The sequence below is a fragment of the Trinickia camelliae genome, assembly GCF_053525655.1.
The window spans coordinates 247,481-272,815 of sequence record NZ_JBCHAA010000004.1 but is presented as its reverse complement, the minus strand read 5'-3'; the positions used below and the strand labels follow the sequence as shown (position 1 = coordinate 272,815).

Here is a 25,335-nt window from a genome sequence, read left to right as displayed (position 1 = left end):
CCCGTTATGTCCGACACGCTCGCCTCCCCCTCGCAAGCCACCGCCAGCGGCGGCTGCGGCTCAGGCAACTGTGCTTGCAAGTCCGAAGCCTTGGTGCGGACCACCCGCGCCCGCTCGCCGAATGACGATACCGACTACGGCACGCCCTTCGTCCACGCCGATACCGACATCACGCTCGACATCGACGGATGCCTCGTCACCGTACCCGCGGGCACGTCGGTGATGCGCGCGGCGATCGAAGCCGGCGTCAACGTGCCGAAGCTCTGCGCGACCGATTCGCTCGAAGCGTTTGGTTCGTGCCGGCTGTGTCTCGTGGAAATCGAAGGACGCAAGGGCTATCCGGCTTCGTGCACGACGCCGGTCGAAGCCGGCATGAAGGTGCGCACGCAAAGCGATCGCCTGCAGGCGCTGCGCCGCAACGTGATGGAGCTCTACATCTCCGATCACCCGCTCGATTGCCTCACGTGTCCCACCAACGGCAACTGCGAGCTGCAGGACATGGCGGGTGTCGTCGGCCTGCGCGAAGTGCGCTACGGCTACGAAGGCGCGAACCACCTGCACGACGAGAAGGACGAGTCGAACCCCTACTTCACCTACGATCCGTCGAAGTGCATCGTCTGCAACCGCTGCGTGCGCGCGTGCGAAGAAACGCAAGGCACGTTCGCGCTGACGATCGCCGCGCGCGGCTTCGAATCGCGCGTGGCGGCAAGCGAGAGCCAGCCGTTCATGGAATCCGAATGCGTTTCGTGCGGCGCCTGCGTGGCCGCCTGTCCGACCGCGACGCTGCACGAAAAGACCATCGCCGTGCTCGGTCAGCCCGAGCACTCGGTGGTGACGACATGCGCGTATTGCGGCGTCGGCTGCTCGCTGAAAGCGGAGATGAAGGGCAGCCAGGTCGTGCGGATGATGCCGAACAAGAACGGCGAAGCGAACGAAGGCCATGCGTGCGTGAAGGGTCGCTTCGCGTGGGGCTACGCGACCCACAAGGACCGCATCACGAAGCCGATGATCCGCGCCAAGATCACCGACCCGTGGCGCGAAGTCAGCTGGGACGAAGCGCTCACCTACGCGGCATCGGAATTCCGCCGCATTCAGGCGAAGCACGGGCGCGATTCGATCGGCGGCATCACGTCGTCGCGCTGCACTAACGAGGAAACCTACCTCGTGCAAAAGCTCGTGCGCGCCGCGTTCGGCAACAACAATGTCGACACCTGCGCGCGCGTCTGCCACTCGCCGACCGGCTATGGCCTGAAGACGACGCTCGGCGAATCGGCGGGCACGCAGACGTTCGCATCGGTCGAGCACGCCGACGTCATCATGGTGATCGGCGCGAATCCGACCGACGGCCACCCGGTGTTCGCATCGCGCCTGAAACGGCGTCTGCGGCAAGGCGCCAAGCTGATCGTCGTCGATCCGCGCCGCATCGATCTCGTCGATACGCCGCACGTGAAGGCGATGTATCACCTGCCTCTGCGTCCTGGCACAAACGTCGCGATCGTCAATGCTCTCGCGCACGTGATCGTGACCGAGGGGCTCCTCAACGAGGCGTTCATCGCCGAACGCTGCGAGACGCGCGCGTTCGAGCAATGGCGCGCGTTCGTTGCGCTGCCTGAGAACGCGCCGGAAGCGACGGCCGATATCACGGGCGTGCCGGCCGAGCTGGTGCGCGCCGCTGCGCGTCTCTATGCGACGGGCGGCAATGCCGCGATCTACTACGGCCTGGGCGTCACCGAGCACGTGCAAGGCTCGACGACGGTGATCGGCATCGCCAATCTCGCGATGGCGACCGGCAACATCGGCCGCGAAGGCGTCGGCGTCAATCCGCTGCGCGGCCAGAACAACGTGCAAGGCTCGTGCGACATGGGCTCGTTCCCGCACGAGCTGCCCGGCTATCGCCATATCGGCGATGTGACGGTGCGCGCGGAATTCGAAGACGCGTGGCACGTGACGCTGCAACCCGAGCCGGGCTTGCGCATTCCGAACATGTTCGACGCCGCGCTCGACGGCAGCTTCAAGGGTCTGTATTGCCAGGGCGAAGACATCGTCCAGTCCGATCCGAATACGCAGCATGTGTCGGCGGCGCTGTCGTCGATGGAATGCATCGTCGTGCAGGACATCTTCCTGAACGAAACCGCGAAATACGCGCACGTCTTCTTGCCCGGTTCGTCGTTCCTCGAAAAAGACGGCACGTTCACGAACGCCGAGCGCCGTATCTCGCGCGTGCGCCGCGTGATGCCGCCGCTGTGCGGCTACGCCGATTGGGAAGTCACGCAACTGCTCTCGAAGAAGCTCGGCTACGAAATGGACTACGCGCACCCGTCCGAAATCATGGACGAGATCGCGCGCCTCACGCCGACCTTCCACGGCGTGTCGTTCGACTTGATCGACAAGCTTGGCAGCATTCAGTGGCCGTGCAACGAGCATGCGCCCGAAGGCACGCCGATCATGCACGTCGACGAGTTCGTGCGCGGCAAGGGCAAGTTCGTGATCACGCAGTTCATCGCGTCGCCGGAGAAAGTGACCCGCAAGTATCCGCTGCTGCTCACGACGGGCCGCATCTTGTCGCAGTACAACGTCGGCGCGCAGACGCGCCGCACCGAGAACGTCCGCTGGCACGACGAAGATCGCCTCGAGATCCATCCCGATGACGCCGCCGAACGCGGCATCAAGACGGGTGACTGGGCCGGCATCGAATCGCGTGCGGGGCAGACGGTGCTGCGCGCGCTCGTCACCGAGCGGATGCAGCCGGGCGTCGTCTACACGACGTTCCACTTCCCCGAATCGGGCGCGAACGTCATTACGACCGACGCCTCCGATTGGGCGACCAACTGCCCCGAGTACAAGGTGACGGCCGTGCAGGTCACGCAGGTCGAGCAGCCGTCGCAATGGCAGAAACAGTATTCGCGCTTCAACGCCGAGCAGCTCGACCTGCTGCGCCAGCGCGAGCCTGCGAACGCGACGAACGGGAAATGACGAAGTCGAAGCCGGGGATTGGCGCTTGCGTGCGCAGCCCCGGCAATGAACGTATCAGCGAGCAACGATGAACCAAGAACATTTGATCGTCATGGCCAACCAGATCGGCGAATTCTTCGCGTCGATGCCCGATCACGACGAAGCGCTGGCCGGCGTCGCCAATCACATTCGCCGCTACTGGGAACCCCGGATGCGGCGCGTGATCCTGGCCGCGCTCGACGAACCGGACGCGGCGGCGTCGATGGAGCCGATCGTCAGGGAAGCGCTCATCAAATCGCGCGACGCGCTGACGCCGGCGGCTGCGGTTTGACACGCTGTTTGATGGATTGAAGCAACGCCAATACGGACGCGAACAAGCAGCGCACCGGGCAAATGGCCCTAGCTGTGCTCCCGCGTGCGCCCGAACCACGTCTCGCAGTGGCGCAAGAGCGCGTTGCCGTCCGATGTCGGCCGGCCGCGCGCGCAGATGTAGCCGTCCGGCCGCACGAGATAGAAAGCCGGCCGCGTACGCCCGTATGACTCGCTAAGCGACGGGGCGCCGTCGCGAGGTGTTTCGCACACGTGCCAGATCCGCACCGCGCCCGGCATCACGCGTTCGATATCCTGACCCAGCCGAAATAGCTCGGCGTCGGGCGCAGGCGCTGCGCCGGCCGATGCGTCACCGTCCTTCTCCGGTTCAACCAGCAGGAACAGCGAAAAGAACGCCGGGTCGTGCAAATCGAAGATGCGGCCAATGCCTGGCGCACGTCCGAGCGGCCCGTCGACCACATGCACCAGCGCATCAGGCGCCCGTTCGCCCGCGCGCGGCCCGCCGTCGAGCACGCGTTCGAGCGAGAGCGCGCTGCGCCGGTATTGCACCGACAACTCGCTGACCGTGAGCCGCGCCGCATCGCGCAGCGGCCCGAGCGTGGCGAGCACCGGCATCACGCGATCGCGCAGCAACTTGAGCGGCCCATGCTCGGCCTCGGCCATTTGCGTCATGAAGCTCGTCTGACGCAGCACGTCGCGCTCGATCGGATGGCGCTCGGCCTGATAGGTCTCGAGCAGCTGATCGGACCCGCCGCCCGACATCAGCCGCGCGAGCTTCCAGCCGAGATTGAACGCCTCCTGAATCCCTGTGTTCATCCCTTGCGCGCCGGCGGGACTATGGACATGCGCCGCATCGCCCGCGAGGAAAACCCGTTGCGCGCGCAACCGTTCGGCCATGCGGCTGTTCACGTTGAAATACGACGACCACGCGAGCGCATCGAGATCGAGCCGGCCATGTACGCGCCGCGCGGCGACCTGACGGCATTCGTCGAGCGACGGCGCAGCGGGCGGCGGCTTGATCTCCTGATGCGCTGCTGTCGAGCTTGCGTTCGCCGCCGCGTTCGACACTGCGTTCGACGCCGCGGCGGCCAGCGCCGGCGGGTTGTCCGCGATCAGACGATGACGCCCCCCGCCCAAGGGAAACAGCCCGACCAGCCCCTCGCCCGACGCGAAGATATGAAACTCGTCGTCGGACCAATCGGATACGGCCTGCAAATCGGCGAGCATGAACGTCTGCTCGAAGGTCTTGCCCGCAAACCCGACGCTGAGCAGGTGCCGCACCGTGCTGTGAGCACCGTCGGCGCCGATCAGATACGCCGCATGCGCGATCTCGCTGCGGCCATCGGCATGCGACAGCACGGCTTCCACGCGCGATGCCCCCGGCGTCAGCCCCGTCAGCTCGACGCCGCGCTCGACCGTCACGCCGAGCGTCGCGAGATGCTCGATCAAGAGCCGCTCAGTCACGCTCTGATCGAGAAACAGCAGGTAGGGGTAGCGCGTTTGCAGCGGATCGAAATCGAGCCGCGCGAGTCGATGCCCATTCGAATAGAGATTGGCGGCCCGCGCGCGATGGCCGAGTTCGAGGAACGGCTCGACGATCCGGTGCTGCTCGAGCAATTCCAGCGTGCGCGCCTGGATGCCGATTGCGCGCGAATACGGCGCCGGCTGCGGCGCCTTGTCGATCAGCCGCACGGGAATGCGCGCCCGCGCGAGGGACGTGGCGGCGGCAAGCCCGGTCGGACCCGCGCCGACGATCAGCACGGGATGTGCATTCCCCCCAACGTCGGCGCTCATGTTGCCTCCCGCTGGGCCGCCCCGAGGGAGGCAACCGCCCCCCCGAGGGGCAGCGAACATAGGTGAGCGTGGGGGCAATTCATCGTGTCCTCCAGCGGGCTACATCCAGCCAGTGTACGCCGGCCTCCCCGCTTGAGGCACATCTGGCCCGATTTCACCGCCCCGCGCCCTCAATGCCCCCGATGTTCGAGCGAGCAATGATGCTCGCTCGTGCCGAGGTCGACCTGCAGCGTCGCGTGATGCATCGCGTACTGCTCGCGCAGCGTCCGCACCATGCCGTCGAGCACCGAATCGCCCGGGTGGCCCGCCGGCATCACGAGGTGCGCGGACAGCGCGCTCTCCGTGGTCGACAGTGCCCAGACGTGCAGATCGTGCACGTCGGCGACGCCCGGCTGCCCGGCGAGGTAGCGATGGATGCGCTGCGTGTCGACGCCGGGCGGCACCGCCGCGAGCGCCATGTGCACGGAGTCGCGCAGCAGCCCCCAAGTGCCGTAGACCACCACCGCGACGACCAGGAGGCTCATCACCGGGTCGATCCACGAGAGGCCGGTCGCGAGAATCACGAGACCGCTGACGGCCACCGCCGCCGAGATCGCCGCATCGGCAGCCATGTGCAGAAACGCGCCGCGGATGTTCAGATCGTCCTTGTTGCCGCGCATGAAGAGCCACGCCGAGAAGCCGTTGACGACAATGCCGATGGCCGCCACGACGAACACATCGAAGCCCGCGACCGGCGCCGGATTCAACAGCCGGGAAATCGCCTCGGCGACGATCGCGCCGCTCGCGAACAGCAGCAGCGCCGCATTGGCGAGCGAGGCGAGAATCGACGAGCTGCCGTAGCCGAACGTGAAACGTGCCGACGGGCGGCGCTTGGCGAGCCACGTCGCGCCCCACGCGAGCAGGAGACCGAGCACGTCCGAGAGGTTGTGGCCGGCATCGGCGAGCAGCGCCGTCGAATGTGCGAGCACGCCGAAGATGACCTGCACGACGACGATCGTGATGTTCAGCGCAACCGCGATTGCGAATGCGCGTCCGTGGCCCGGCGCGGGCGCGTGGTGGTGATGGTGGTGATGTCCGCCGTCTGCGCCGTGGTCGTGGCCGGCGTGCGAATGCGACGGATGATCGTGGGTGTCGCCGCCGTGGTCGTGGTCATGCGCGGGCTCGTTCGCATGTCCGTGGGAAGAAGGTGTCGTCATGGTCGAATCGTCGAAGGTTCGATAGCGTCAGCCACGGTACTGCAGGATCAAGACGTCGTTACGACATGAAAAAGACGACCGTTCCCCTGTTATAGACCACCGGGCCAATCGCCCAAAAGCGGAGGCTCCCCGTCGAGTGTGGGAAAATGCGCCGTTTGCCTGTCCGCCTCCGTCCTTAATGCAACCCCTTTTTGACCGCGCCTACGCGGCCCACAGCGCGGGCCGGCTCGCCGATGCCGAGCGCGACTACCGCGCGACGCTCGATGCCGATCCGGCCCACGTCGACGCGCTGCATCTGCTGGGCGTGCTGCGCCATCAGCAGGGCCAGCACGCCGAGGCAGCCGAGCTGGTGCGCCGCGCGGTCGACTTGCGTCCGAACGATGCCGCCCTGCAACTGAATCTCGGCAACGCGCTGAAGGCGCTTGGTCAGCTCGACGGCGCGATCGAACGCTTTCGCAATGCGCTCACGCTTGCGCCGGAGTTTGCGCTCGCTCACTACAACCTCGGCAACGCCTACTCCTCCATCGGCCGTCACGAAGACGCACTGTTCGCGTTCGAAAACTCGCTGCGCTTCAGGCCCGGCGACGCGTCGACCTACAACAACCTCGGCAACGCGTTGCATGCGCTCGGCCGCCACGACGAGGCGATCGACGCGTTTTCGCGCACGCTCGAACTGCGTCCGCAGCATGCGGGCGCGCGCAACAATCTCGGGATGTCGCTCGCCGCGCTTGATCGGGCCGACGAGGCGCTCGTGCAATTTCGCGCGGCCACGGCCGCCGAGCCGCGTTTTGTCGCCGCGCACTTCAATCTCGGCAACACGCTCGATGCGATCGGCCGGCATGAAGAGGCGGTCGCGGCGTTCGAGGCCGCGCTCGCGCTGCACGCGCCGTTTCCACCGGCCCTGTTCGGGCTCGGCAACGCGCTCGCCGCGCTCGGGCGGCACGCCGAGGCGGCGCAGCGCTTCGAGCTGGCGGTCGGTCTCGATCCGAAGTCCAGTCTCGCGTGGCTCAATCTCGGCACCGCGCAACATGCGCTCGGCGCGCATACGGCAGCCCTGCGCGCATTCGACCAGGCGCTGCGGCTGAGCCCGGACCTCGCGTCCGCGCACATGAACCGCGCGCTCACCCTGCTCACGCTCGGCGATTTCAGGCGCGGCCTGCCCGAATACGAATGGCGACTGCAAACGCTCGCCTATCCGTCGAGCGCCGCCACCGTTCTACCGCGCTGGCACGGTGAGCCGCTCGACGACGAGACGCTGCTGGTCGAAGCGGAACAAGGCTTCGGCGACACGCTGCAGTTCATCCGCTTCTTGCCGCTCGTGCGCGAGCGCGCGCCGCGCGTCGTGCTCGAAGTCCAGCCTGAATTGCTGCCGCTTATCGCACCGCTCGCGGACGCATGGCGCGTGACGGTGATCGCGCGTGGCATGCCGCGCCCGCCCGCGGACCTGCACTGCCCGCTGCTCAGCGTGCCGTTCGCGCTCGGCATGACCGCCGAAACGCTGCCCGCCCGCACCCGCTACCTCGACGTGCCGAGGGACTATCAGCGCCACTGGCGCGGCTCGCTCGGCGGCCACGCAAAGCGCAAGATCGGGCTCGCCTGGTCGGGCCGCATTCAGGCGCGCGAGAATCGCTCGATCCCGCTCGGCGCGCTCGCCCCGCTCTTCGCGCTCGAAGGCATCGACTGGATCGTGCTGCAGCCCGACTTGAGCGCCGATGAGCGCCGCGCCCTCGATACCTATCCGCGCGCCGTTTCGATCCATCGCTTCGACGAGCGCAGCGGCGCCCGGCGTATCCGCGACTTCGCGGACACGGCCGCCATCGTCGACCGGCTCGACGCGGTGGTGTCGATCGACACGTCGGTCGCCCACCTCGCCGGCGCGCTCGGCAAGCCGCTGTGGCTGATGCTGCCGCTCGCCGCCGACTGGCGCTGGTTCGTCGATAGCGACAGGAGCCCCTGGTATCCGACCGCGCGTCTCGTGCGCCAGAGCACGCCAGGAGCGTGGGAAGACGTGATCGAAGCCGTCGTGCGCGAAGTGCGCGACGCTTGAAGCCCGGCCGATGCCAGGGCACGGCGGCCACGCAGTAAACTGACCTCACCACGGACTCTTATCCCTCGCTGTCGATGACTCTTCCCGCGCCTCTCACGTTGCGCCACGCGCGTCCCGCCGATGCGGGCCTCCTGGCGGCCATCCACGCGGCAAGCTGGCAGGCGACTTACCGGGGCATCCTGCCCGACGAATTCCTCGATGACGAGGTCGCCAATGAACGCGCCGCGTTCTGGCACGCGCGCATGCACGCGCCGGACGACGGCCGGCGGCTCGTGCAGATCGCCGAGCTGGAGGGAGAGGCGGTGGGGTTCGTCTGCGTCGAGCGGCCGATCGGGTCCGCTTGGGGCGCGCTGCTCGACAACCTGCACGCCCTGCCTCGGCACCAGCGGATCGGCGTCGGAAAGCTGCTGATCGGCGCGGCGCAGGATTGGGCGCGCGCGTGCGGCGAAACGCAGATCCATCTGTACGTGCTGGAAGGCAATACGGCCGCGATTGCGTTCTATGAGCGCCAGGGCTGGCAATTCGCGGGCAGGGAACCGGACCACATGGGCGGCATCGACGTCACCGCGCTGCGCTACGCGTACCGGTTGGTCTAGGCTGAATCAGCAGGCGAAAGGCGGCCGTCTTTTAGCTTCCCAAAATAAGGGGCGGTATGCGCTGGATCATGTTGCGCTTGGGTTGCCCCCCTACTCCCAGTCCGACGTTAAAAGTAATTCAGGTTTTTTAGGACGAGTCTGATCGTCAGACGGACACTCAGCGAGCATCATCGGACATACATCGCGGAACACTCTGTGAGGCGTCGGCAAGCGCCTATCTCGGAAGTGCCGCATCCCGATATCGCTGTATGCCACCGCTGTAAACACATCCGATGACGACCTTATCTCGCGCGGCCGTTCGAGGCGCGCTCGCTGTGCCGAGAATGCGCCCTCTGGGCGATCCCACTTTGTCGTTTGGCGACGAATGGCGATTCTCGCTGCCGCAAATCGACTTTCGCACCGGATTTCCGGCGCTTTACGCCGCGGTTCTGGAGACTTTCTGTGTGAACCGGTGGCGGCCAGCGAAGACGCAGGCATCCACCCCGGCGCCGTCTGCCGCCCCGATCTCCGCGGCGTCCGAAGCCGCCCCTAGCGCTCCTCGCGCCCCCATCGCCCCACCGTCGCCGGTTCGGCCAATCGCGGCCGTCATCCGTTCGACCCCGCGCGAGCGCAAAATTGGCGCGGCCTGCGCGCTGGCCGGCGCCGCCATGCTCTCCTGGATCGTGCTCAGTCACCTGCCGCCCAGCTTCACGGAGCAACATGCGGCCCGCACCCGTCCTGAGCCGAGCGAAACGGCGGCGGATCTCATGAAACCCGTCGGCCCCCCTATCCAGATCGCAACGGCCACCAGCACGCCGGCGACGCCAGACACGAAGCCCACAGCGGTCGCCCAAGTGCGGGAGAAGGCAGCGTCGACCGCCGTGGCCAGCAAGCCGGTCGCCGTCGCCGCGACGAGCCAAGCAGCGAAGGATGTCCCGCCTGTCGAAACGCAGCCGAACCCGCGCGTGGCAGCCGCCAGTGCGCCGACTATCGAGGTCGCAAGCGGCAGGTCCGAAACGAAGAACGTAGCGCAGGCCGAAGCCCGTGTTGCACAGCGTCCGGCAATCGCCAGCGCGCAAGCCGCCGTGGCGGCGAAGGACAAGCCCGCGACGGAGCTGGCTTCCGCGCTTCCGCCGGCGCCGAGCACCCCCTCGGAAGAACACGTCCCGATGCCCCGGCATCCTGCGAAACGCGCCTCCCGTCCCGAAACGGTCGTCAGCCGTCCGCCGCTTCCCGCAACGCTTCCGCCAACCAAGCATGTCTACGTCGATCAGGCAGCGGAGCACGCAGCGGGTCAATCAATCGCAGCCGCTGCGAACATGCAGCAGGCAACCTCGCAAGCCGCCGCGCCCGCCAAGCCGGACGCAGCAAGTGCGGCGGTAGCCGCCACGAAGCCCGCGGCCCAGCCTCGCAACTACGCCGCGCAAATTCCCGGCTACGCGAAGGACACGACCTGGGTCAACCACGTTACCCAACGACGCATCACCGATTCGCCGGACCAGTTCGGCATGTAACGCAGCGCGTCAAACGCGAAAAGGCTCGCCTTCAAGGCGAGCCTTTTTCTTTTGCGACACCAGTCTTATCGATCGGCAGCCTCCGACGGTCGCAGCCTGAACCGCGCGACAACTAGAAGCGCGTCTCGCGCGCAACGCGCAGGAACGTGTCGAGCAGCGGCGTGCAGTCGAGCAATTCCGGCCCGCCTGCGCGATGGAACTCGGGGTGCCATTGGACGCCCACCACGAACGGCGCGCGCCGGTAGCGCACGGCCTCGATGATCCCGTCCGACGACGACACCGCCTCGATATTCAAATCGCGGCCCAGCGTCTTCACCGCCTGGTGGTGAATCGAATTGACCACCGCCTCCTGGCGGCCGGGAAACATGCTGGCGAGCGTCGAGCCGTCCGGAAAGCGAACCGAGTGACGATGCTGGTCGTAGTGCTCGTTGACGTGAACGGCGGCCGTCGGAACATCGGACGCGATGTCTTGATAGAGCGTGCCGCCAAACGCGACGTTGATGAGCTGGCAGCCGCGGCAAACGCCCAGCACCGGCTTGCCCCTCTCGATGAATTCGTGCAGCAGCTCCAGTTCGTACATATCGCGCACACGGTCGCCGGGCCATTCAGGGCGGGTTGCGGTCTCCGCGTACGACTGCGGCGAGACGTCGGCGCCGCCCTGCAGCAGCAGGCCGTCCAGATGCTTCGCGTAGTCGCGCAAGCGAATGTTGCTCGGATGGAGCATGCCTTGATGGCCAACCGTCGGAATCATGAAGACGAGCACGTCGCGCGACATGACCCAGTGCGCAATCGATTCCTCCAGATACTGCAGCGTTTTGCCGCGCAGCCCCTTCGCGCCAGGCTCGGGATGGAAGATGCGAGCCGACACGCCGATGCGCAGCGTGCGTTGGGTAATGCGCTGGCCGGCGCGGTCGAAAATCCGCCGGGCGCGCGCGGCGACCGTGCGTCCCAGCACCGACCACGCCGAATCGCTTTGCCGCAGATAGGCAGGCGGCGCGGCGGGCACCGAGCCGGGAGGCGGCGGGCGCGGGGTATCGAAATCGGGTGGGGCGCCAAAGCCGGGCGGCGGCGAGCCCGACGTACCGGTAGGCGTGGCGCCGCCCCCCAGTGTTGCCTCAGCCGGTTCGGCAGGCGCGGGCTCCTCGGCCACGGCGTCTGCGGCCCGAGCCGGCGCCTCCTGTGACGCGGCCTCGTGCGCAGGTGGCTGCGGGGCAGGATTCGATGTCTGGGATTGACCGGATGAAGCGGATGCGGGGCCGGGATTACCGGCGTTGGGCGGCGTGTTTTCGCTCATGACTTTAGGGCAGGCGCGCCTGGCACGCGGACGGTGGAGACCATCCCATTATCCGCTAGTGATCGATGCGGCCGCAAACGCACGTCCAAGCGAGCCGGACAGCCCCACCGCGAAGCCTTGTTCTACAATGCCTGCGACACCCGCCGCCCCGACTTCCGAGACAACCCAGCGCGCGCCCGCGCACGCAAGCACGCCGCGCCGCGTACGTCGCTCAACCACCCCGATCACACCGCCATGCCTGCCGCCGACTTCACCCCGTTTGCCCCGCTCGCCCAACTCGCCGCCGATCTCGCCGCAGGCAAAACGTCGAGCCGCGCACTCGTCGACGCGGCGCTGGACCGAATCGCCGACCCGTCGGGCCAAGGCTCGACCGCCTTCATCAAGGTCGATGCCGACAGCGCCCGCGCCGCCGCCGACGCGCACGACCGCCTGCGCGCCGCCGGCACCGTGCTCTCGCCGCTCGCGGGCATCCCCGTGTCGATCAAGGATCTGTTCGACATCGAAGGGCAGGTCACGCGCGCCGGTTCGCGCGCGCTCGACGGCGCCGCCCCGGCGAGCGCCGACGCGCTCGCGGTCGCCCGGCTCAAGCGAGCGGGCGCGGTGATCGTCGGGCGCACGAACATGAGTGAGTTTGCGTTCTCCGGGCTCGGCCTCAATCCGCACTACGGCACGCCGCTTTCGCCGTACCACCGCGAGGTGCCGGGCGATGCGCGCGTGGCGGGCGGGTCCTCGTCGGGCGCGGCCGCATCGGTTGCCGACGGCATGGCTGCGGTCGCGCTCGGCACCGACACCGGCGGCTCGCTCCGTATCCCCGCCGCGATGTGCGGTCTGACGGGCTTCAAGCCGACCGCGAGCCGCATCCCGAAGCAAGGCGGTGTGCCGCTCTCCAGCACGCTCGATTCGTTCGGCCCGATCGGCGTATCGGTCGCGTGCTGCGCGCTCGTCGACCGCCTGCTCGCCGGGCTCGAACCGCGCGTGCCCGCGCGCCGGCCGCTCGAAGGCGTGCGCCTCGGCGTGCTGACCCACTACGTGACGGACGATGTCGAGCCTGCGGTGGCCGCGGCCGTCGATACCGCGCTCAAGCATCTCGAGGCCGCCGGCGCGATCGTCGCCGACGTGCGCTTCGCGCCGCTCGACCGTTGGCAGGACATCAACCGCTTCGGCTTTTCGTCGATGGAAGCGTATGCGTGGCATCGGCCGCTGATCGAGAAGCACCGCGACGTCTACGATCCGCGCGTGCTCGCCCGGATTCTGAAGGGCGTTGCCGCCACGGCCGCCGACTATCTCGACTTGCTGGCCGAACGCGACGCGCTTTTCGAGGCCGCCAGGCACACGCTGTGGCAGCGCTTCGACGCGATCGTCGCGCCGACGATTCCGATCGCCCCGCCGCGCCTCGCCGACCTCGAACACGACGACGAGACATTCGCGCGCGTCAACGCGCTCGTCCTGCGCAATCCGAGCGTCTTCAACGTGCTCGACGCGTGCGCGCTGTCGGTGCCGTGCCATGCGCGCGGCGAGGCACCGGTCGGGCTCATGCTCGCGGCCGCGCCGCATGCGGACGACGCCCTGCTCGGCATCGGCCTCGCGGTCGAGCGCGTGCTGAACCCGTTGCGCTAAGCGGATCCGGCGTCGGTCAAGCGCGCCGCACATGCGATTCGTTGAGATGGTTTTGATGAAAGAAACGCGTGTTCGAAAAGCACACTAAAATCACCCGGTTAAACCCATTTCGAGACCAATTCTTCTCTCATGAACGACAACACCGCGATGCTGCGCCGCGAGCGCCGTCTCCTCGTCCTGCTGGGCTTCGCCTGCCTCGGCCTCCTGGCCGGCGCGCTCTACATGCAGTTCGTCAAGAACGAAGATCCCTGCACGCTGTGCATCATCCAGCGCTATTTCTTCGCGCTGATCGCGTTCTTCGCGTTCTTCGGCGCAACGTTGAAAGGCTGGCGCGGCGTCGCCGTGCTCGAGACGCTCATTGCCATCACCGCCGCGGCCGGTATCGCAGCGGCGGTGCGCCACGTCTATATCCAGCTGAATCCCGGCTTCAGCTGCGGCTTCGACCAGTTGCAGCCGGTCGTCGACAGCCTGCCGCCCGCGCATTGGCTGCCCTCGGTGTTCAAGGTCGGCGGCCTGTGCGAGACCGTGTATCCGCCGATCTTCGGCATCCTGCTGCCGGGCTGGGCCCTGATTGCGTTCCTGGCGATCTTCCTGCCGGTCGTCGCGAGCCTGTGGCGCAACCGGACTCGCCGCGCGCTGAGCGCGTTCTAATGCCCGCTGGGGCCGCGCCCGGCACGCTCGCCGGATAGCGCCTGCCGCCTTGCTCCGGCCCCATCTGCGTGTAAACACCTAGACACCTCCGCCCGCGCGTCGCCGCGGGCCGGCCTCCCCTGCGCGCTCGAGCGCGAGCCTTGCCCCGCGCGGCCCTCCGCCATCCACGTCGTTTCGCCGCTACGGCGCACAAGCCGAATCGCATTGCTGTCATGGGCGACTGCTAATAGCCCCCATCACCGTCGCGGAATATTTTCCTGATAAGGACGGTGCTATCTTGCAATCATGGATGGCGATCTACGTGCGCGAGGCCGGCTGGCTCTCGGCCATGCGTAACGCGCGCCTGATCCGCAATGTCTCAGGATTGGCTATGACAACGCATCCCATCCGCTTCTATCACCGCGGCGCCGTCCGCGAGGTCTTCGGCGTGCCCGCGACGCGCACCGTCCTCCAGCATCTGCGCGAAGACCTCCGTTGCACCGGCACCAAGGAAGGCTGCGCCGAAGGCGATTGCGGCGCATGCACGGTCGTCGTCGGCGAACTCGACGCGAACGGCGCGATGGCGCTGAAAGCGGTCAATGCCTGCATCCAGTTCCTGCCGACGCTCGACGGCCGCGCGCTCTTCACCGTCGAAGACCTGCGCGCCTCCGACGGCGCGCTGCATCCCGTGCAGCAGGCGCTCGTCGATTGCCACGGCTCGCAGTGCGGCTTCTGCACGCCGGGCTTCGTGATGTCGATGTGGGCGCTTTACGAGAACCAGCCCGCGTCGAGCGGCCTGCCGACGCGCGACGAAATCAACACCGCCCTCTCCGGCAACCTGTGCCGCTGCACCGGCTATCGGCCGATCGTCGAGGCGGCGCAGAAAATGTTCGACTATCAGCAGTATCCGCGCGCGGCGTTCGATCGCGAGACGGTCACGCGGGCGCTGCAATCGATCCAGCGCAGCGACACGTTCACTTACACGGCACCCGACACACGCGGCGCCGAATGCGGCACGCCGTCGTTCTGGGCGCCGGCCACGCTCGACGCGTTCGCGACGCTGCGCGCGCAGCATCCGCGTGCGCGCGTCCTCGCGGGCAGCACGGACGTCGGCTTGTGGGTGACGAAGCAATTCCGCGATCTCGGCGACATCCTCTACATCGGCAACGTCGCCGATTTGAAGGCGATCGAGCGCGACGGCGCGACGCTCACGATCGGCGCGGCCGCCTCGCTCGAAGATGCGTATGCCGCGCTCGCCGCCGACTATCCCGAACTCGCCGAGCTGTGGACGCGCTTCGCCTCGCTGCCGATCCGCAATGCGGGCACGCTCGGCGGCAACGTCGCGAACGGCTCGCCGATCGGCGATTCGATGCCCGCGCTGATCGTGCTGAACGCACAAGTCGTGCTTCGCCACGGCGCGCACACGCGCACGCTGCCGCTCGATGCGTTCTACGTCGGCTATCAGAAGACCGCGCTCGAACCCGGTGAATTCGTCGCCGCGATCAGCGTGCCGCGCCCTTCCCCCGATCTGCGCTTTCGGACGTACAAGGTCTCGAAGCGCTACGACCAGGACATCTCGGCCGTGTGCGCCGCGTTTGCGCTTCACGTGACGGACGGCCAAATCACCGAGGCGCGCATCGCGTTCGGCGGCATGGCCGCGACACCCAAGCGCGCCGAGCACGCCGAAGCCGCGCTCGCCGGCTCACCCTGGGACGAAGCCGCCGCGCGCCGCGCGATGGATGCGCTTGCGTCCGACTACCAGCCGCTCACCGATATGCGCGCGTCGAGCGCGTACCGGATGAGGGCCGCTCGCAATGTGCTGTGGCGCTTCTATCTGGAAACGCGCGATGACGCGCCGCTCGCGCTCGCCGACGTGAACGCGTTCGCGTTCGAAGATGCCGAAGCAATCGCAGGGGACGCCAAGGAGCCGCAATGAACAAGCAAACCGATGCTTTCATTGGCAATCTGCGCGGCAGCACGCCGGAGATGGCGGCGATCGGCACACCCTTGCCGCATGAATCGGCCGCGCTGCATGTGAGCGGCGAGGCGGTCTATACCGACGACATTCCGGAACTCGTCGGCACGCTGCATGTAGCGCTCGGTTTGTCGCGCCACGCGCATGCACGCATCGCGTCGCTCGATCTGAGCGCCGTGCTCAACGCGCCCGGCGTGGTTGCCGTGCTGACCGCCGCCGACATCCCCGGAGAGAACAACTGCGGCCCCGTGCTGCACGACGACCCGATCCTCGCCGACAGCACCGTGCTCTATCTCGGCCAGCCGGTCTTCGCGGTGGTGGCGGAAACGCACGAACTCGCGCGGCGCGCGGCGTCGCTCGCGAAGAGCGACGAAGTCGTGCGCTACGAACCGCTCGAACCGGTGTTGTCGGTGGCCGATGCGAAGGCGAAGAAGCAATACGTGCTGCCGCCGTTGCATCTCACGCGCGGCACGCCGGCCGCGAAGATCGCCTCCGCGCCGCACCGCGTGGCGCGCACGTTCGAAGTCGGAGGACAAGAGCAGTTCTACCTCGAAGGGCAAGTCGCGTACGCGGTGCCCAAGGAGATGGACGGCATGCTCGTCTACAGCTCGACGCAGCACCCGAGCGAAATGCAGCAGGTGGTCGCGCACATGCTCGGCTGGCCGACGCACAACGTCATCTGCGAATGCCGGCGCATGGGCGGCGGCTTCGGCGGCAAGGAATCGCAATCGGCACTTTTCGCGTGCGTCGCTGCGCTCGCGGCGCAACGCTTGCATCGCCCGGTCAAGCTGCGCGCCGACCGCGACGACGACTTCATGATCACCGGCAAGCGCCACGACGCGCTCTATCAGTACGAAGCGGGCTTCGACGAGCGCGGACGCATTCTCGGCGCGCGCGTCGAGATCGCACTGCGCGCGGGTTATTCGGCGGACTTGTCGGGCGCAGTCGCGACGCGCGCCGTGTGCCACTTCGACAACGCGTACTACCTGTCCGACGTCGATATCCTCGCGCTGGCGTGCAAGACCAACACGCAATCGAACACCGCGTTCCGCGGTTTCGGCGGCCCGCAAGGCGCGCTCGTGATGGAAGTGCTGATGGACGACATCGCGCGCGAGCTCAAGCTCGATCCGCTCGACGTGCGGCTCACGAATTACTACGGCATCGGCGAGCGCGACGTGACGCCATACGGCCAGCGCGTCGAGGACAACATCCTCGTGCCGCTCACCGAAGATCTGCTCGCGTCGAGCGACTACCGCGCGCGCCGCGCGGCGCTCGCCGCGTTCAACGCCAAGAGCCCGGTGCTCAAGCGCGGCATCGCGATCACGCCGGTCAAGTTCGGCATCTCGTTCAACGTGCCGTTCTTGAATCAGGCGGGTGCGCTCGTGCACGTCTACAAGGACGGCTCGGTGCTCGTCAATCACGGCGGCACGGAAATGGGCCAAGGGCTCAACACGAAGGTCGCGCAGGTCGTCGCGAACGAATTCGGGCTCGCGCTTTCGCGCGTGCGCGTGTCGGCGACGGATACGTCGAAAGTCGCCAATACGTCGGCCACCGCGGCGTCGACCGGCAGCGATCTGAACGGCATGGCGGCCGAAGCGGCCGCGCGCACGATCCGCGAACGGCTTGCGGCGCTCGCCGCGCAACAGCTCGGCGGCAACGCGGAAGACGTGCGCTTCGAGCGCGGCAGCGTGATCAGCAACGGCGGCGCGATGCCGTTCGAGCAGCTCGTCAACGCGGCCTATCTCGCGCGCATCCAGTTGTGGTCCGACGGCTTCTACGCGACGCCGAAAGTCCATTGGGACGCCAAGACCCTGACGGGGCATCCGTTCTACTACTTCGCGTACGGCGCGGCCGTGTCGGAGGTGATCGTCGATACGCTCACGGGCGAATGGAAGCTCGTGCGAGCCGACCTGCTGCACGACGCGGGCCAGTCGATCAACCCGGCCATCGATATCGGCCAGGTCGAAGGCGGCTTCATTCAAGGCATGGGCTGGCTCACGACCGAGGAACTCTGGTGGAACCGCGACGGTCGGTTGATGACGCACGCGCCGTCGACGTACAAGATTCCCGCCGTCAGCGACACGCCCGCCGCATTCAACGCGCGGCTCTTTCGCAACGAGAACGCGGAGCCTACCGTGTTCCGCTCGAAGGCCGTCGGCGAGCCGCCGCTGTTGCTGCCGTTCTCGGTGTTTCTCGCGATCCGCGATGCGGTCGCGGCCGCCGCGCCCGACGTGACGAGCGCACCGCCCTTGCGCGCGCCGGCCACGCCTGAGGCGATTCTCGACGCTATCGATGCGATGCAAGCGCAGCGCGAGTCCGCCGCGCCGTCATCGGCCGCGGCACCGGCTACGGCCTGAAATCACGAAACCTCGCGCCGCGCTACCAGAGCGCTAAGCGAGACACCCCATCAACCGCCCCCGCACGCTTGAATTTGCGGGGCACTGCCTGGAGCGACCGGATGCAACCTTGGCTGCCCGATCTGCAACACCTGCTCGCGCACGGCGACGCCGTCGTGCTCGTGACGGTTGCGCGCGTCGAAGGTTCGGCGCCGCGCGAAGCCGGCACGAAGATGATCGTCACGCGCGATTCGGCGCGTCATACGATCGGCGGCGGACACCTCGAATGGCGCGCCATCGAAGTCGCGCGCCAAGTGCTCAAGGACGGCATGCGCACGCCGCGCATGCGCCGGCTCGAGCGTTTCGCGCTCGGCCCGAGCCTCGGCCAATGCTGCGGCGGCGCAGTCGTCATCGCGTTCGAACGCCTCGACGTGGGCGACCTCGGCTGGGTGTCGACGCTCGCCAAGCGCGTGCTCGCCGGCCAATCGACCGTGCGCAGCGTATCATTCGCCCCCGCGCCGGACGACGTGATGCTGTCGGACCCGGAGCCCGGCGTCGACGGCCCTGATTGCCTACTGTGGGACGGCACCGGCTTCGACGAAAGCAATGCGCTCTTGACCGAAACGATCGCGCCGCGCGACTTCGCCGTCGTGCTGTTCGGCGCGGGGCACGTGGGCGCCGCGCTCGTGCGCGTGCTCGCGACGCTGCCGTGCCACGTGCAGTGGGTCGACGAACGCGACGCGCAGTTCCCGCCGCCGGAGACGCTCGACGGCATCCTGAACGTGACGATCGACGCCAACGACGCGCCCGACGAGGCCATCGACCGTGCCGCCCCGCACACGTATTTCATCGTCATGACGCACAACCACGCGCGCGATCTCGAACTGGCGGACCGCATCCTGCGGCGCGGCGACTTCGCGTTCTTCGGGATGATCGGCTCGCACACGAAGCGCAAGCAGTTCGAGCATCGGCTCGCCGCACGCGGCATCGATTCGGCGCAGATTGCGCGCATGCACTGCCCGATCGGCGTCGGAGGCATCGTCGACAAGTCGCCGGAGATCATCGCGGTGTCGGCGGCGGCGCAACTGCTGCAGGCCGTCGAAGCGAACGCGCACCATGCCGCGAGCGCCGTTTAGCGGCGGCGCGACGCTACCAACAAACAGGACCGCTCGTTACACGAACCGATACACAAACGCATAGCAGAAAGACTCAGCCCAGCAACACCAGCCCATCCAAAACCAACGAATGGACGCAGACCGCGCGTTAGCCCCAAGCATTGCGCGCGCGACCCGTCCACCACGCTTTGCAAAAAGCCCCTTAGAAGACCGACCGACCATGACCGCAACCCTAGCTGACAAAGCCGCTGGCGCACCGAAGGCCGAATTGCATATCCATATCGAAGGCTCATTGGAGCCCGAGCTGATCTTCAAGCTCGCCCAACGCAACAACGTGAAGCTCGCGTACGACTCGATCGACGCGCTGCGGACCGCCTATGCGTTCACCGATCTGCAATCGTTCCTCGACATCTACTACGCGGGCGCGAGCGTGCTGCTCACCGAGCAGGATTTCTACGACATGACCGCGGCGTACGTCGAGCGCGCGCTCGCGGACAACATCGTGCACGCCGAGATCTTCTTCGATCCGCAGACGCACACCGAACGCGGCGTCGCGATCGAAACGGTGGTGGCCGGCATCGAGCGCGCGCTCGCCGACGCGGAGAAGCGCGGCATGACGAGCAAGCTGATCCTGTGCTTCCTGCGGCATCTGTCCGAAGACGATGCGCTCGCAACCTTCGACGCCGCCCTGCCGCTCTTCGATCGATACAAGCACCGCTTGATCGGCGTCGGCCTCGACTCGTCCGAGCGCGGCCATCCGCCATCGAAATTCGAGCGCGTGTTCGCGAAGGCGCGCGCCAAGGGCTTGAAGCTCGTCGCGCATGCCGGCGAGGAAGGCCCGCCCTCGTACATCTACGAAGCGCTCGATCTGCTGAAAGTCGACCGCGTCGACCACGGCGTGCGCAGCATCGAGGACCCGGCGCTCGTCACGCGCCTGGCCGACACGCGCGTCGCGCTCACCGTCTGTCCGCTCTCGAACCTCAAGCTGTGCGTGTTCGACGACCTGACCAAGCACACGTTGAAGAGCCTGCTCGATCGCGGCGTCGCCGTGACCGTCAATTCCGACGACCCCGCCTACTTCGGCGGCTACATCAACCAGAACTTCGTTGAGACGATCGACGCGCTGAAGCTCTCCGACGCCGAGGTCTACACGATCGTGAAGAACAGCTTCGACGCATCGTTCATCACCGATGCCGAGCGCAACGCGCTCGTCGCGAAGCTCGATGCTTACTGGCATAGCGGCCAACCGCCTGCCGTCCCCTGACGTTTAACTCCTACTTTCGCAAGAGACGTACTAGTCATGAGCCAAACTGCAAAACGTGATACCAACGCCAATCGCACCGGACGCACTGCTTACCGTGCACAACTGCTGACCTTCAAGGGCGATCCGTCGCGCTCGGCCGACGGCGCCGTGTTCGACGAAGACGGCGTGCTGATCGTCGAAGACGGCCGCGTGGTGGCCGCAGGCGCCTATTCGGCGCTCTCCGGCCAGATCACACCGGACATCCAAGTGCAGGATCTGCGCGACAAGGTGATCGTGCCGGGCTTCATCGACACGCACATTCACTATCCGCAGACGGACATGATCGCGTCTCCTGCGCCCGGTCTCCTGCCGTGGCTCGAAACGTACACGTTCCCGACCGAGCGCCGCTTCTCGGACCCGGAGTACGCGGCCGACACCGCGAACTTCTTCTGCGACGAGCTGCTCGCATCGGGCACGACCACGGCGCTCGTCTACTGCACGGTGCACAAGGGCTCGGCGGACGCGCTCTTCACCGCGAGCGAAGCGCGCAACATGCGGATGATCGCCGGCAAGGTGCTGATGGACCGTAACTGCCCCGAGTTCCTGCGCGACACCGCGCAATCGGGCTACGACGACAGCGCCGAGCTGATCCAGCGCTGGCACAACCGCGGACGCCAGCTCTACGCGCTCACGCCGCGCTTCGCGCCGACCTCGACCGAAGCGCAGCTCGAAGCGTGCGGCGTGCTCGCCCGCGAGCACCAAGACATCTTCATCCAGAGCCATGTCGCCGAGAACGTCGACGAAGTGAAGTGGGTGGCCGAGCTGTTCCCGGGGCACCGCAGCTACCTCGACATCTACGACCACTACGGCCTCCTGCGTTCGCGCGCGGTGTACGGTCACTGCATCCACCTCGATGCCGAAGACCGCAAGCGCATGGCGCAGACGAACACGGTGGCGTCCCACTGCCCGACGTCGAACTTCTTCCTCGGCAGCGGCTTGTTCGACTTCGAGAAGGCCGACGAAGCCGGCGTGCCGATCGCGCTCGCGACGGATGTCGGCGGCGGCACCTCGTTCTCGATGCTGCAGACGATGAACGAAGCGCACAAGGTGGCGCGCCTCTCGGGCTTCCACCTGACCGCGACGCGCATGTTCTGGCTCGCGACGGCAGGCGCCGCGCAGGCGCTGAATCTCGGCGACAAGATCGGCACGCTCGCGCCGCAATCGGAAGCGGACTTCATCGTGCTCGATCCTTCGGCCACGCCGCTGCTCAAGCGCCGCACGTCGCGCGTGCAGTCGCTCGAAGAGCTGCTGTTCGCGTTCGCGTTGCTTGGCGACGACCGTGCGGTTTTCGAAACCTATGCGGCGGGGAACTGCGTGCATCAGCGCGATGAAAAGCGCGAGCGGTTCGCGGCGCAAGCGGCGGTCGCAGCATGATGGCCGCTTGAGCGCGGGCGCTCCGAAATGACAAACGGCGCTTCGAAATTCGAAGCGCCGTTTGCTTTGGTGCAGCCGTTCAAGCACTGCGCTCACATCGTCGTGCAAATCCCATGCAGCACGTTGAGCCGCCGCACCGGCTCGGCGACGTAGGGGTTCGTTTCATCCCACGCGTAACCTGCGAGGATGGCGCTGATCATCCGGCGAATCGACGGCGATTGATCGGGATAGAAAATGATGTCCTGCAGCTCGCCCGTGTACCAGCGGTCGACGAAAGCGCGGAACGTGTCGATCCCGCGGCGCAGCGGCCGGTCGTAGTCGGCGAGCCAATCCACGGTCTCACCGCGCAACTGACGCTTGAGCGTCTCCACCGCCAGATGCGCGGAACGCAGCGCGATCGTCACGCCCGACGAGAACACCGGGTCGAGAAACTCGCCTGCGTTGCCGAGCAGCGCGTAGCCTGGGCCGTAAAGGCGCTCCACGTTCGCCGAGTAGCCTCCGATGTGCCGCACCGGCATGAGGAACGGCGCATCGCCAATGAGCGCGCAGAGCGTCGGCTCGGCCCGGATCAGCTCGCGCAGCTTCGCCTCGCGCTCGGCCTCCGGAACCTCGAGAAACGACGCTTCGGCCACGCAACCGACCGACGAGCGCCCGTCCGCCAACGGAATCATCCAGTACCAGACATCGCGCCGCTCAGGGTGCACCGCAATGCAGATCTTGTTGCGATCGGTGCTGCCGGCCGGCAGGCCGTCATGCACATGCGAGAAGATCGCGGCGCGCGTCGGCATCCGCGTCGGCGATTCGAGATCGAGCAGGCGTGGCAGCACGCGGCCGAATCCGCTCGCGTCGAGCACGAAGCGCGCCTGCACGTCGTACGTGTTGCCCGCCTCGTCACCGACTTCGAGCACCGGCGCGTCGCCCGTTTTGATCGCCCGCACCGCGTGGCCGAAGCGCACTTCCGCGCCCTGTTCGGCGGCGCGACGGATCAGGATGTCGTCGAACTTGGCGCGCTCGACCTGGTACGTCGTCCCCCAGCCTTCCGTGTGCTTGTCGCGAAAGTCGAACGACGACGTCTTGCCGCCATGCACGAAGTGCGCGCCGTTCTTGTACTGGAAACCGGCCTCGACGACGGCTTGCAGCATGTCCGCTTCTTCCAGATAGGCCATGCTCTGCGGCAGCAGGCTCTCGCCGATCGAAAAGCGCGGGAAGTGCTGCCGCTCGAGCACCAGCACCGAGTGGCCGGCCTTTCTCAAGAGCGCCGCGGCCACCGCGCCGGACGGCCCTGCTCCGATGATCGCGACGTCGACGGCCGCGTGTTGCGAATTAGCGTTGATCATTGCGTTCTCTGGTTTCAAAGGTATTCGTGCATGTTACGTTCCCGCGGTCCCGAATGCGATGTTTCATCCGCCGTATTTGCTGGCATCGACTCGCTACATTCAGCGCAAGCTGCCATTACAATTCCGGCATCACAAGAACATTCTCCGCGGGGTTAGCCGGTGTCGACCAATCCACTTTCATCAGTCAAAGCAGGCGCTTCCGCGCGCGTGCCCTTCGTACCCGAAACGGCGTTCGGCATCTGGTTCCTGCGCACCCATACCTGGGAGCACCATGTGCTGCGGGTCGCGATCAACGATCTCAAGCGCCTGATCGGTACGCCGCTGCCCAAGGCACCCGTCATCGTCGACGTCGGTTGCGGACAGGGCATCTCGTTTCGTCTGCTCGCCGACGCGTTCCAGCCGCGCCGTATCGTCGGCATCGACTATCACCAACCGTCGCTCGCACTGGCGGCGCAAGCCGCGAGCCGCATCGCCACCGAGACCGAGCTGCTGCACGGCGACTGCGCAGCGCTTCCGCTACCGGACGCGAGCGCCGACATCGTCTTCTGCCATCAGACCTTCCACCATCTCGTCGAGCAGGAACGCGCGCTCGCGGAGTTTCGCCGCGTGCTGAAGCCGGGCGGCGTGCTGCTCTTCGCGGAATCGACCGAGGCGTACATCAAATCCTGGGTGATCCGACTGTTGTTCCGTCATCCGATGCATGTGCAAAAGAGCGCCGACGGGTACCTCGACATGATCCGGCAAGGCGGTTTCACATTCGGCGCGAACAACGTATCGCTTCCCTACCTCTGGTGGAGCCGCGCAAAAGACTTCGGCCTCTTCGAGCGCCTGGGCCTTCATCGTCCTCAGCCCGGCAAACGTCGCGAGACGCTTGTGAACGTCGCGGCCGTCAAGGGCTGATCGGCTCCAGTATCCCGCGCACGCGATACGCAAGGTATCGCGTGCGCCGGTCCGCTCGATTACTTCTTGATCGAGCCGCCCTTCAGCGTAACCACTTCGCCCTTGAGCGCCACACCGGCAATCACCGCACCCGCGCCGCACGTGAAGGTCGTCGCGCTCGCCGTTTCCTGATCCTTGTAATTGCTCTTGATGTCGATGACCGCGTTGCCGCCTTCCTTGCGCGCGCGGTCTTGCAGCTCGAGCACCGCCGACAGGAACACGTGCTGGCACGCGTCCAGGTCGCTCTTGCCGAACGCGTTCGTCTTCTTGTTGGTCGCGGCCTGGCCGAACGACTTGGCAACCGGCGCATGCGGCTGGCCCGCGAAGTACAGCGCAACGTCGCTGCCTACCTTGCCCGGATCGCTATTGAGCGCGTCGTTGATCGGGAAGTCGCTAACCGTATTGCGCGCAAAAGCGTGCGAGGCGGCGAGCGAGAGGGACAACAATGCAAAGGCAACGTAACGCTTCATTGGTCTTCCTTTTTTGGTTTTGATTGGACTGCATGAAAAGTCGAAGCACCGCGGCCCCGCGGCGCTTCTTTGTCCGCGCGTTACTGCGGGGTGAAGGTGACGAGATCGCCCGTCACCTTCAATGCAGCCGCGCCGCTGCTCGTGGCGCACGTGTAGTCGGTATCGGACGCGGTCTCCGTCGAATGGAACCGCGTGCGAATGTTGATGACGCCGTTTGCGTGGTGAACGCGCGCGTAGCTGCGCAGGTCCCTCAACGCCTGCGTAAGCGCGTTCTCGCACGCGGTCTGGTCATCGGTGCCGTATTTGCGCGGCACGTGGGCGCCCTCGGTGTCGCTGCCGAGCTGGCTCGCCACAGCCGGGTACGTCTGCGAGCCGAAATAGAGCGCGACGTCATTGCCGCCCGGCTGCGTGTCGAGCACGGGCTTGAGCGGAAAGCTGTGCAGCACGGAACCCGCCATGGCGGCCTGAGCGGCCAACGCGAGCACGCATGCGGTGAACGTGGATTTGAGTTTCATCGAGGCATTCCTGTTTGTTGTT

Annotated in this window: 19 protein-coding genes; 13 read left to right on the top strand and 6 right to left on the bottom strand. The window is 66.7% G+C overall.

Annotated features, from left to right (window positions below):
• Positions 1-6: 6 nt before the first annotated feature.
• Both fdhF and AAHK20_RS09555 read left to right on the top strand, forming a co-directional pair.
• Complete coding sequence (fdhF, locus tag AAHK20_RS09560; protein WP_449181212.1) at positions 7-2,973, top strand: formate dehydrogenase subunit alpha; 2,967 nt, start codon at positions 7-9, stop codon at positions 2,971-2,973.
• 67 nt (positions 2,974-3,040) lie between these two features.
• Positions 3,041-3,283, top strand: coding sequence for a formate dehydrogenase subunit delta (locus AAHK20_RS09555; RefSeq protein ID WP_449181211.1), 243 nt, complete (start codon positions 3,041-3,043; stop codon positions 3,281-3,283).
• Between the two features lie 68 nt (positions 3,284-3,351).
• Here the strand turns inward: AAHK20_RS09555 and AAHK20_RS09550 are convergent, their stop codons facing one another.
• Complete coding sequence (locus AAHK20_RS09550; protein WP_449181210.1) at positions 3,352-5,076, bottom strand: FAD-dependent monooxygenase; 1,725 nt, start codon at positions 5,074-5,076, stop codon at positions 3,352-3,354.
• Between the two features lie 170 nt (positions 5,077-5,246).
• Entirely contained in the window at positions 5,247-6,272 is a 1,026-nt protein-coding gene (locus AAHK20_RS09545; protein ID WP_449181209.1) for a cation diffusion facilitator family transporter, read from the bottom strand.
• A 178-nt stretch (positions 6,273-6,450) separates the two neighbouring features.
• Between AAHK20_RS09545 and AAHK20_RS09540 the strand changes: the two genes are divergently transcribed.
• The 3 genes from AAHK20_RS09540 to AAHK20_RS09530 all read left to right on the top strand — a co-directional run bounded on the left by AAHK20_RS09540 (position 6,451) and on the right by AAHK20_RS09530 (position 10,408).
• Entirely contained in the window at positions 6,451-8,319 is a 1,869-nt protein-coding gene (locus AAHK20_RS09540; protein WP_449181208.1) for a tetratricopeptide repeat protein, read from the top strand.
• 74 nt (positions 8,320-8,393) lie between these two features.
• Complete coding sequence (locus AAHK20_RS09535; RefSeq protein WP_449181207.1) at positions 8,394-8,915, top strand: GNAT family N-acetyltransferase; 522 nt, start codon at positions 8,394-8,396, stop codon at positions 8,913-8,915.
• Between the two features lie 647 nt (positions 8,916-9,562).
• The gene (locus AAHK20_RS09530; protein WP_449181206.1) at positions 9,563-10,408 is read left to right on the top strand and encodes a hypothetical protein; all 846 of its coding nucleotides are present in this window, start codon (positions 9,563-9,565) and stop codon (positions 10,406-10,408) included.
• 112 nt (positions 10,409-10,520) lie between these two features.
• Here AAHK20_RS09530 and AAHK20_RS09525 read toward each other — a convergent pair whose 3' ends face one another.
• On the bottom strand, positions 10,521-11,702 hold the full coding sequence (locus AAHK20_RS09525) for a gamma-glutamyl-gamma-aminobutyrate hydrolase family protein (protein ID WP_449181205.1): 1,182 nt from the start codon (positions 11,700-11,702) through the stop codon (positions 10,521-10,523).
• A gap of 234 nt (positions 11,703-11,936) precedes the next feature.
• Between AAHK20_RS09525 and AAHK20_RS09520 the strand changes: the two genes are divergently transcribed.
• The 7 genes from AAHK20_RS09520 to guaD all read left to right on the top strand — a co-directional run bounded on the left by AAHK20_RS09520 (position 11,937) and on the right by guaD (position 22,052).
• Positions 11,937-13,319: an amidase gene (locus AAHK20_RS09520; RefSeq protein WP_449181345.1), complete on the top strand. Its 1,383-nt coding sequence runs from the start codon at positions 11,937-11,939 to the stop codon at positions 13,317-13,319.
• A gap of 129 nt (positions 13,320-13,448) precedes the next feature.
• Positions 13,449-13,970, top strand: a complete 522-nt coding sequence (locus AAHK20_RS09515; protein ID WP_449181204.1) for a disulfide bond formation protein B — start codon at positions 13,449-13,451, stop codon at positions 13,968-13,970.
• Positions 13,971-14,340: 370 nt separating this feature from the next.
• Entirely contained in the window at positions 14,341-15,885 is a 1,545-nt protein-coding gene (gene xdhA, locus AAHK20_RS09510) for a xanthine dehydrogenase small subunit (protein ID WP_449181203.1), read from the top strand.
• Positions 15,882-18,281: a xanthine dehydrogenase molybdopterin binding subunit gene (xdhB, locus tag AAHK20_RS09505; protein WP_449181202.1), complete on the top strand. Its 2,400-nt coding sequence runs from the start codon at positions 15,882-15,884 to the stop codon at positions 18,279-18,281. Before xdhA ends, xdhB begins: the two co-directional genes overlap by 4 nt.
• Positions 18,282-18,382: 101 nt before the next feature.
• Positions 18,383-19,396, top strand: coding sequence for a xanthine dehydrogenase accessory protein XdhC (gene xdhC / locus AAHK20_RS09500; protein ID WP_449181201.1), 1,014 nt, complete (start codon positions 18,383-18,385; stop codon positions 19,394-19,396).
• A gap of 199 nt (positions 19,397-19,595) precedes the next feature.
• The gene (locus AAHK20_RS09495) at positions 19,596-20,639 is read left to right on the top strand and encodes an adenosine deaminase (RefSeq protein ID WP_449181200.1); all 1,044 of its coding nucleotides are present in this window, start codon (positions 19,596-19,598) and stop codon (positions 20,637-20,639) included.
• 36 nt (positions 20,640-20,675) lie between these two features.
• On the top strand, positions 20,676-22,052 hold the full coding sequence (gene guaD / locus AAHK20_RS09490; protein WP_449181199.1) for a guanine deaminase: 1,377 nt from the start codon (positions 20,676-20,678) through the stop codon (positions 22,050-22,052).
• A gap of 92 nt (positions 22,053-22,144) precedes the next feature.
• Here the strand turns inward: guaD and AAHK20_RS09485 are convergent, their stop codons facing one another.
• Entirely contained in the window at positions 22,145-23,389 is a 1,245-nt protein-coding gene (locus AAHK20_RS09485; RefSeq protein ID WP_449181198.1) for an NAD(P)/FAD-dependent oxidoreductase, read from the bottom strand.
• Positions 23,390-23,596: 207 nt separating this feature from the next.
• On the opposite strand from AAHK20_RS09485, the gene AAHK20_RS09480 reads away from it, so the two are divergent.
• Positions 23,597-24,289, top strand: a complete 693-nt coding sequence (locus tag AAHK20_RS09480) for a class I SAM-dependent methyltransferase (protein ID WP_449181197.1) — start codon at positions 23,597-23,599, stop codon at positions 24,287-24,289.
• Positions 24,290-24,348: 59 nt separating this feature from the next.
• On the opposite strand, the gene AAHK20_RS09475 is transcribed toward AAHK20_RS09480, so the two are convergent.
• Positions 24,349-24,798 carry an excinuclease ABC subunit A gene (locus tag AAHK20_RS09475; protein WP_449181196.1) on the bottom strand — a complete coding sequence of 150 codons (450 nt, stop codon included), beginning with the start codon at positions 24,796-24,798 and terminating at the stop codon, positions 24,349-24,351.
• A gap of 80 nt (positions 24,799-24,878) precedes the next feature.
• Positions 24,879-25,313: a hypothetical protein gene (locus AAHK20_RS09470; protein ID WP_449181195.1), complete on the bottom strand. Its 435-nt coding sequence runs from the start codon at positions 25,311-25,313 to the stop codon at positions 24,879-24,881.
• Positions 25,314-25,335: the final 22 nt, after the last annotated feature.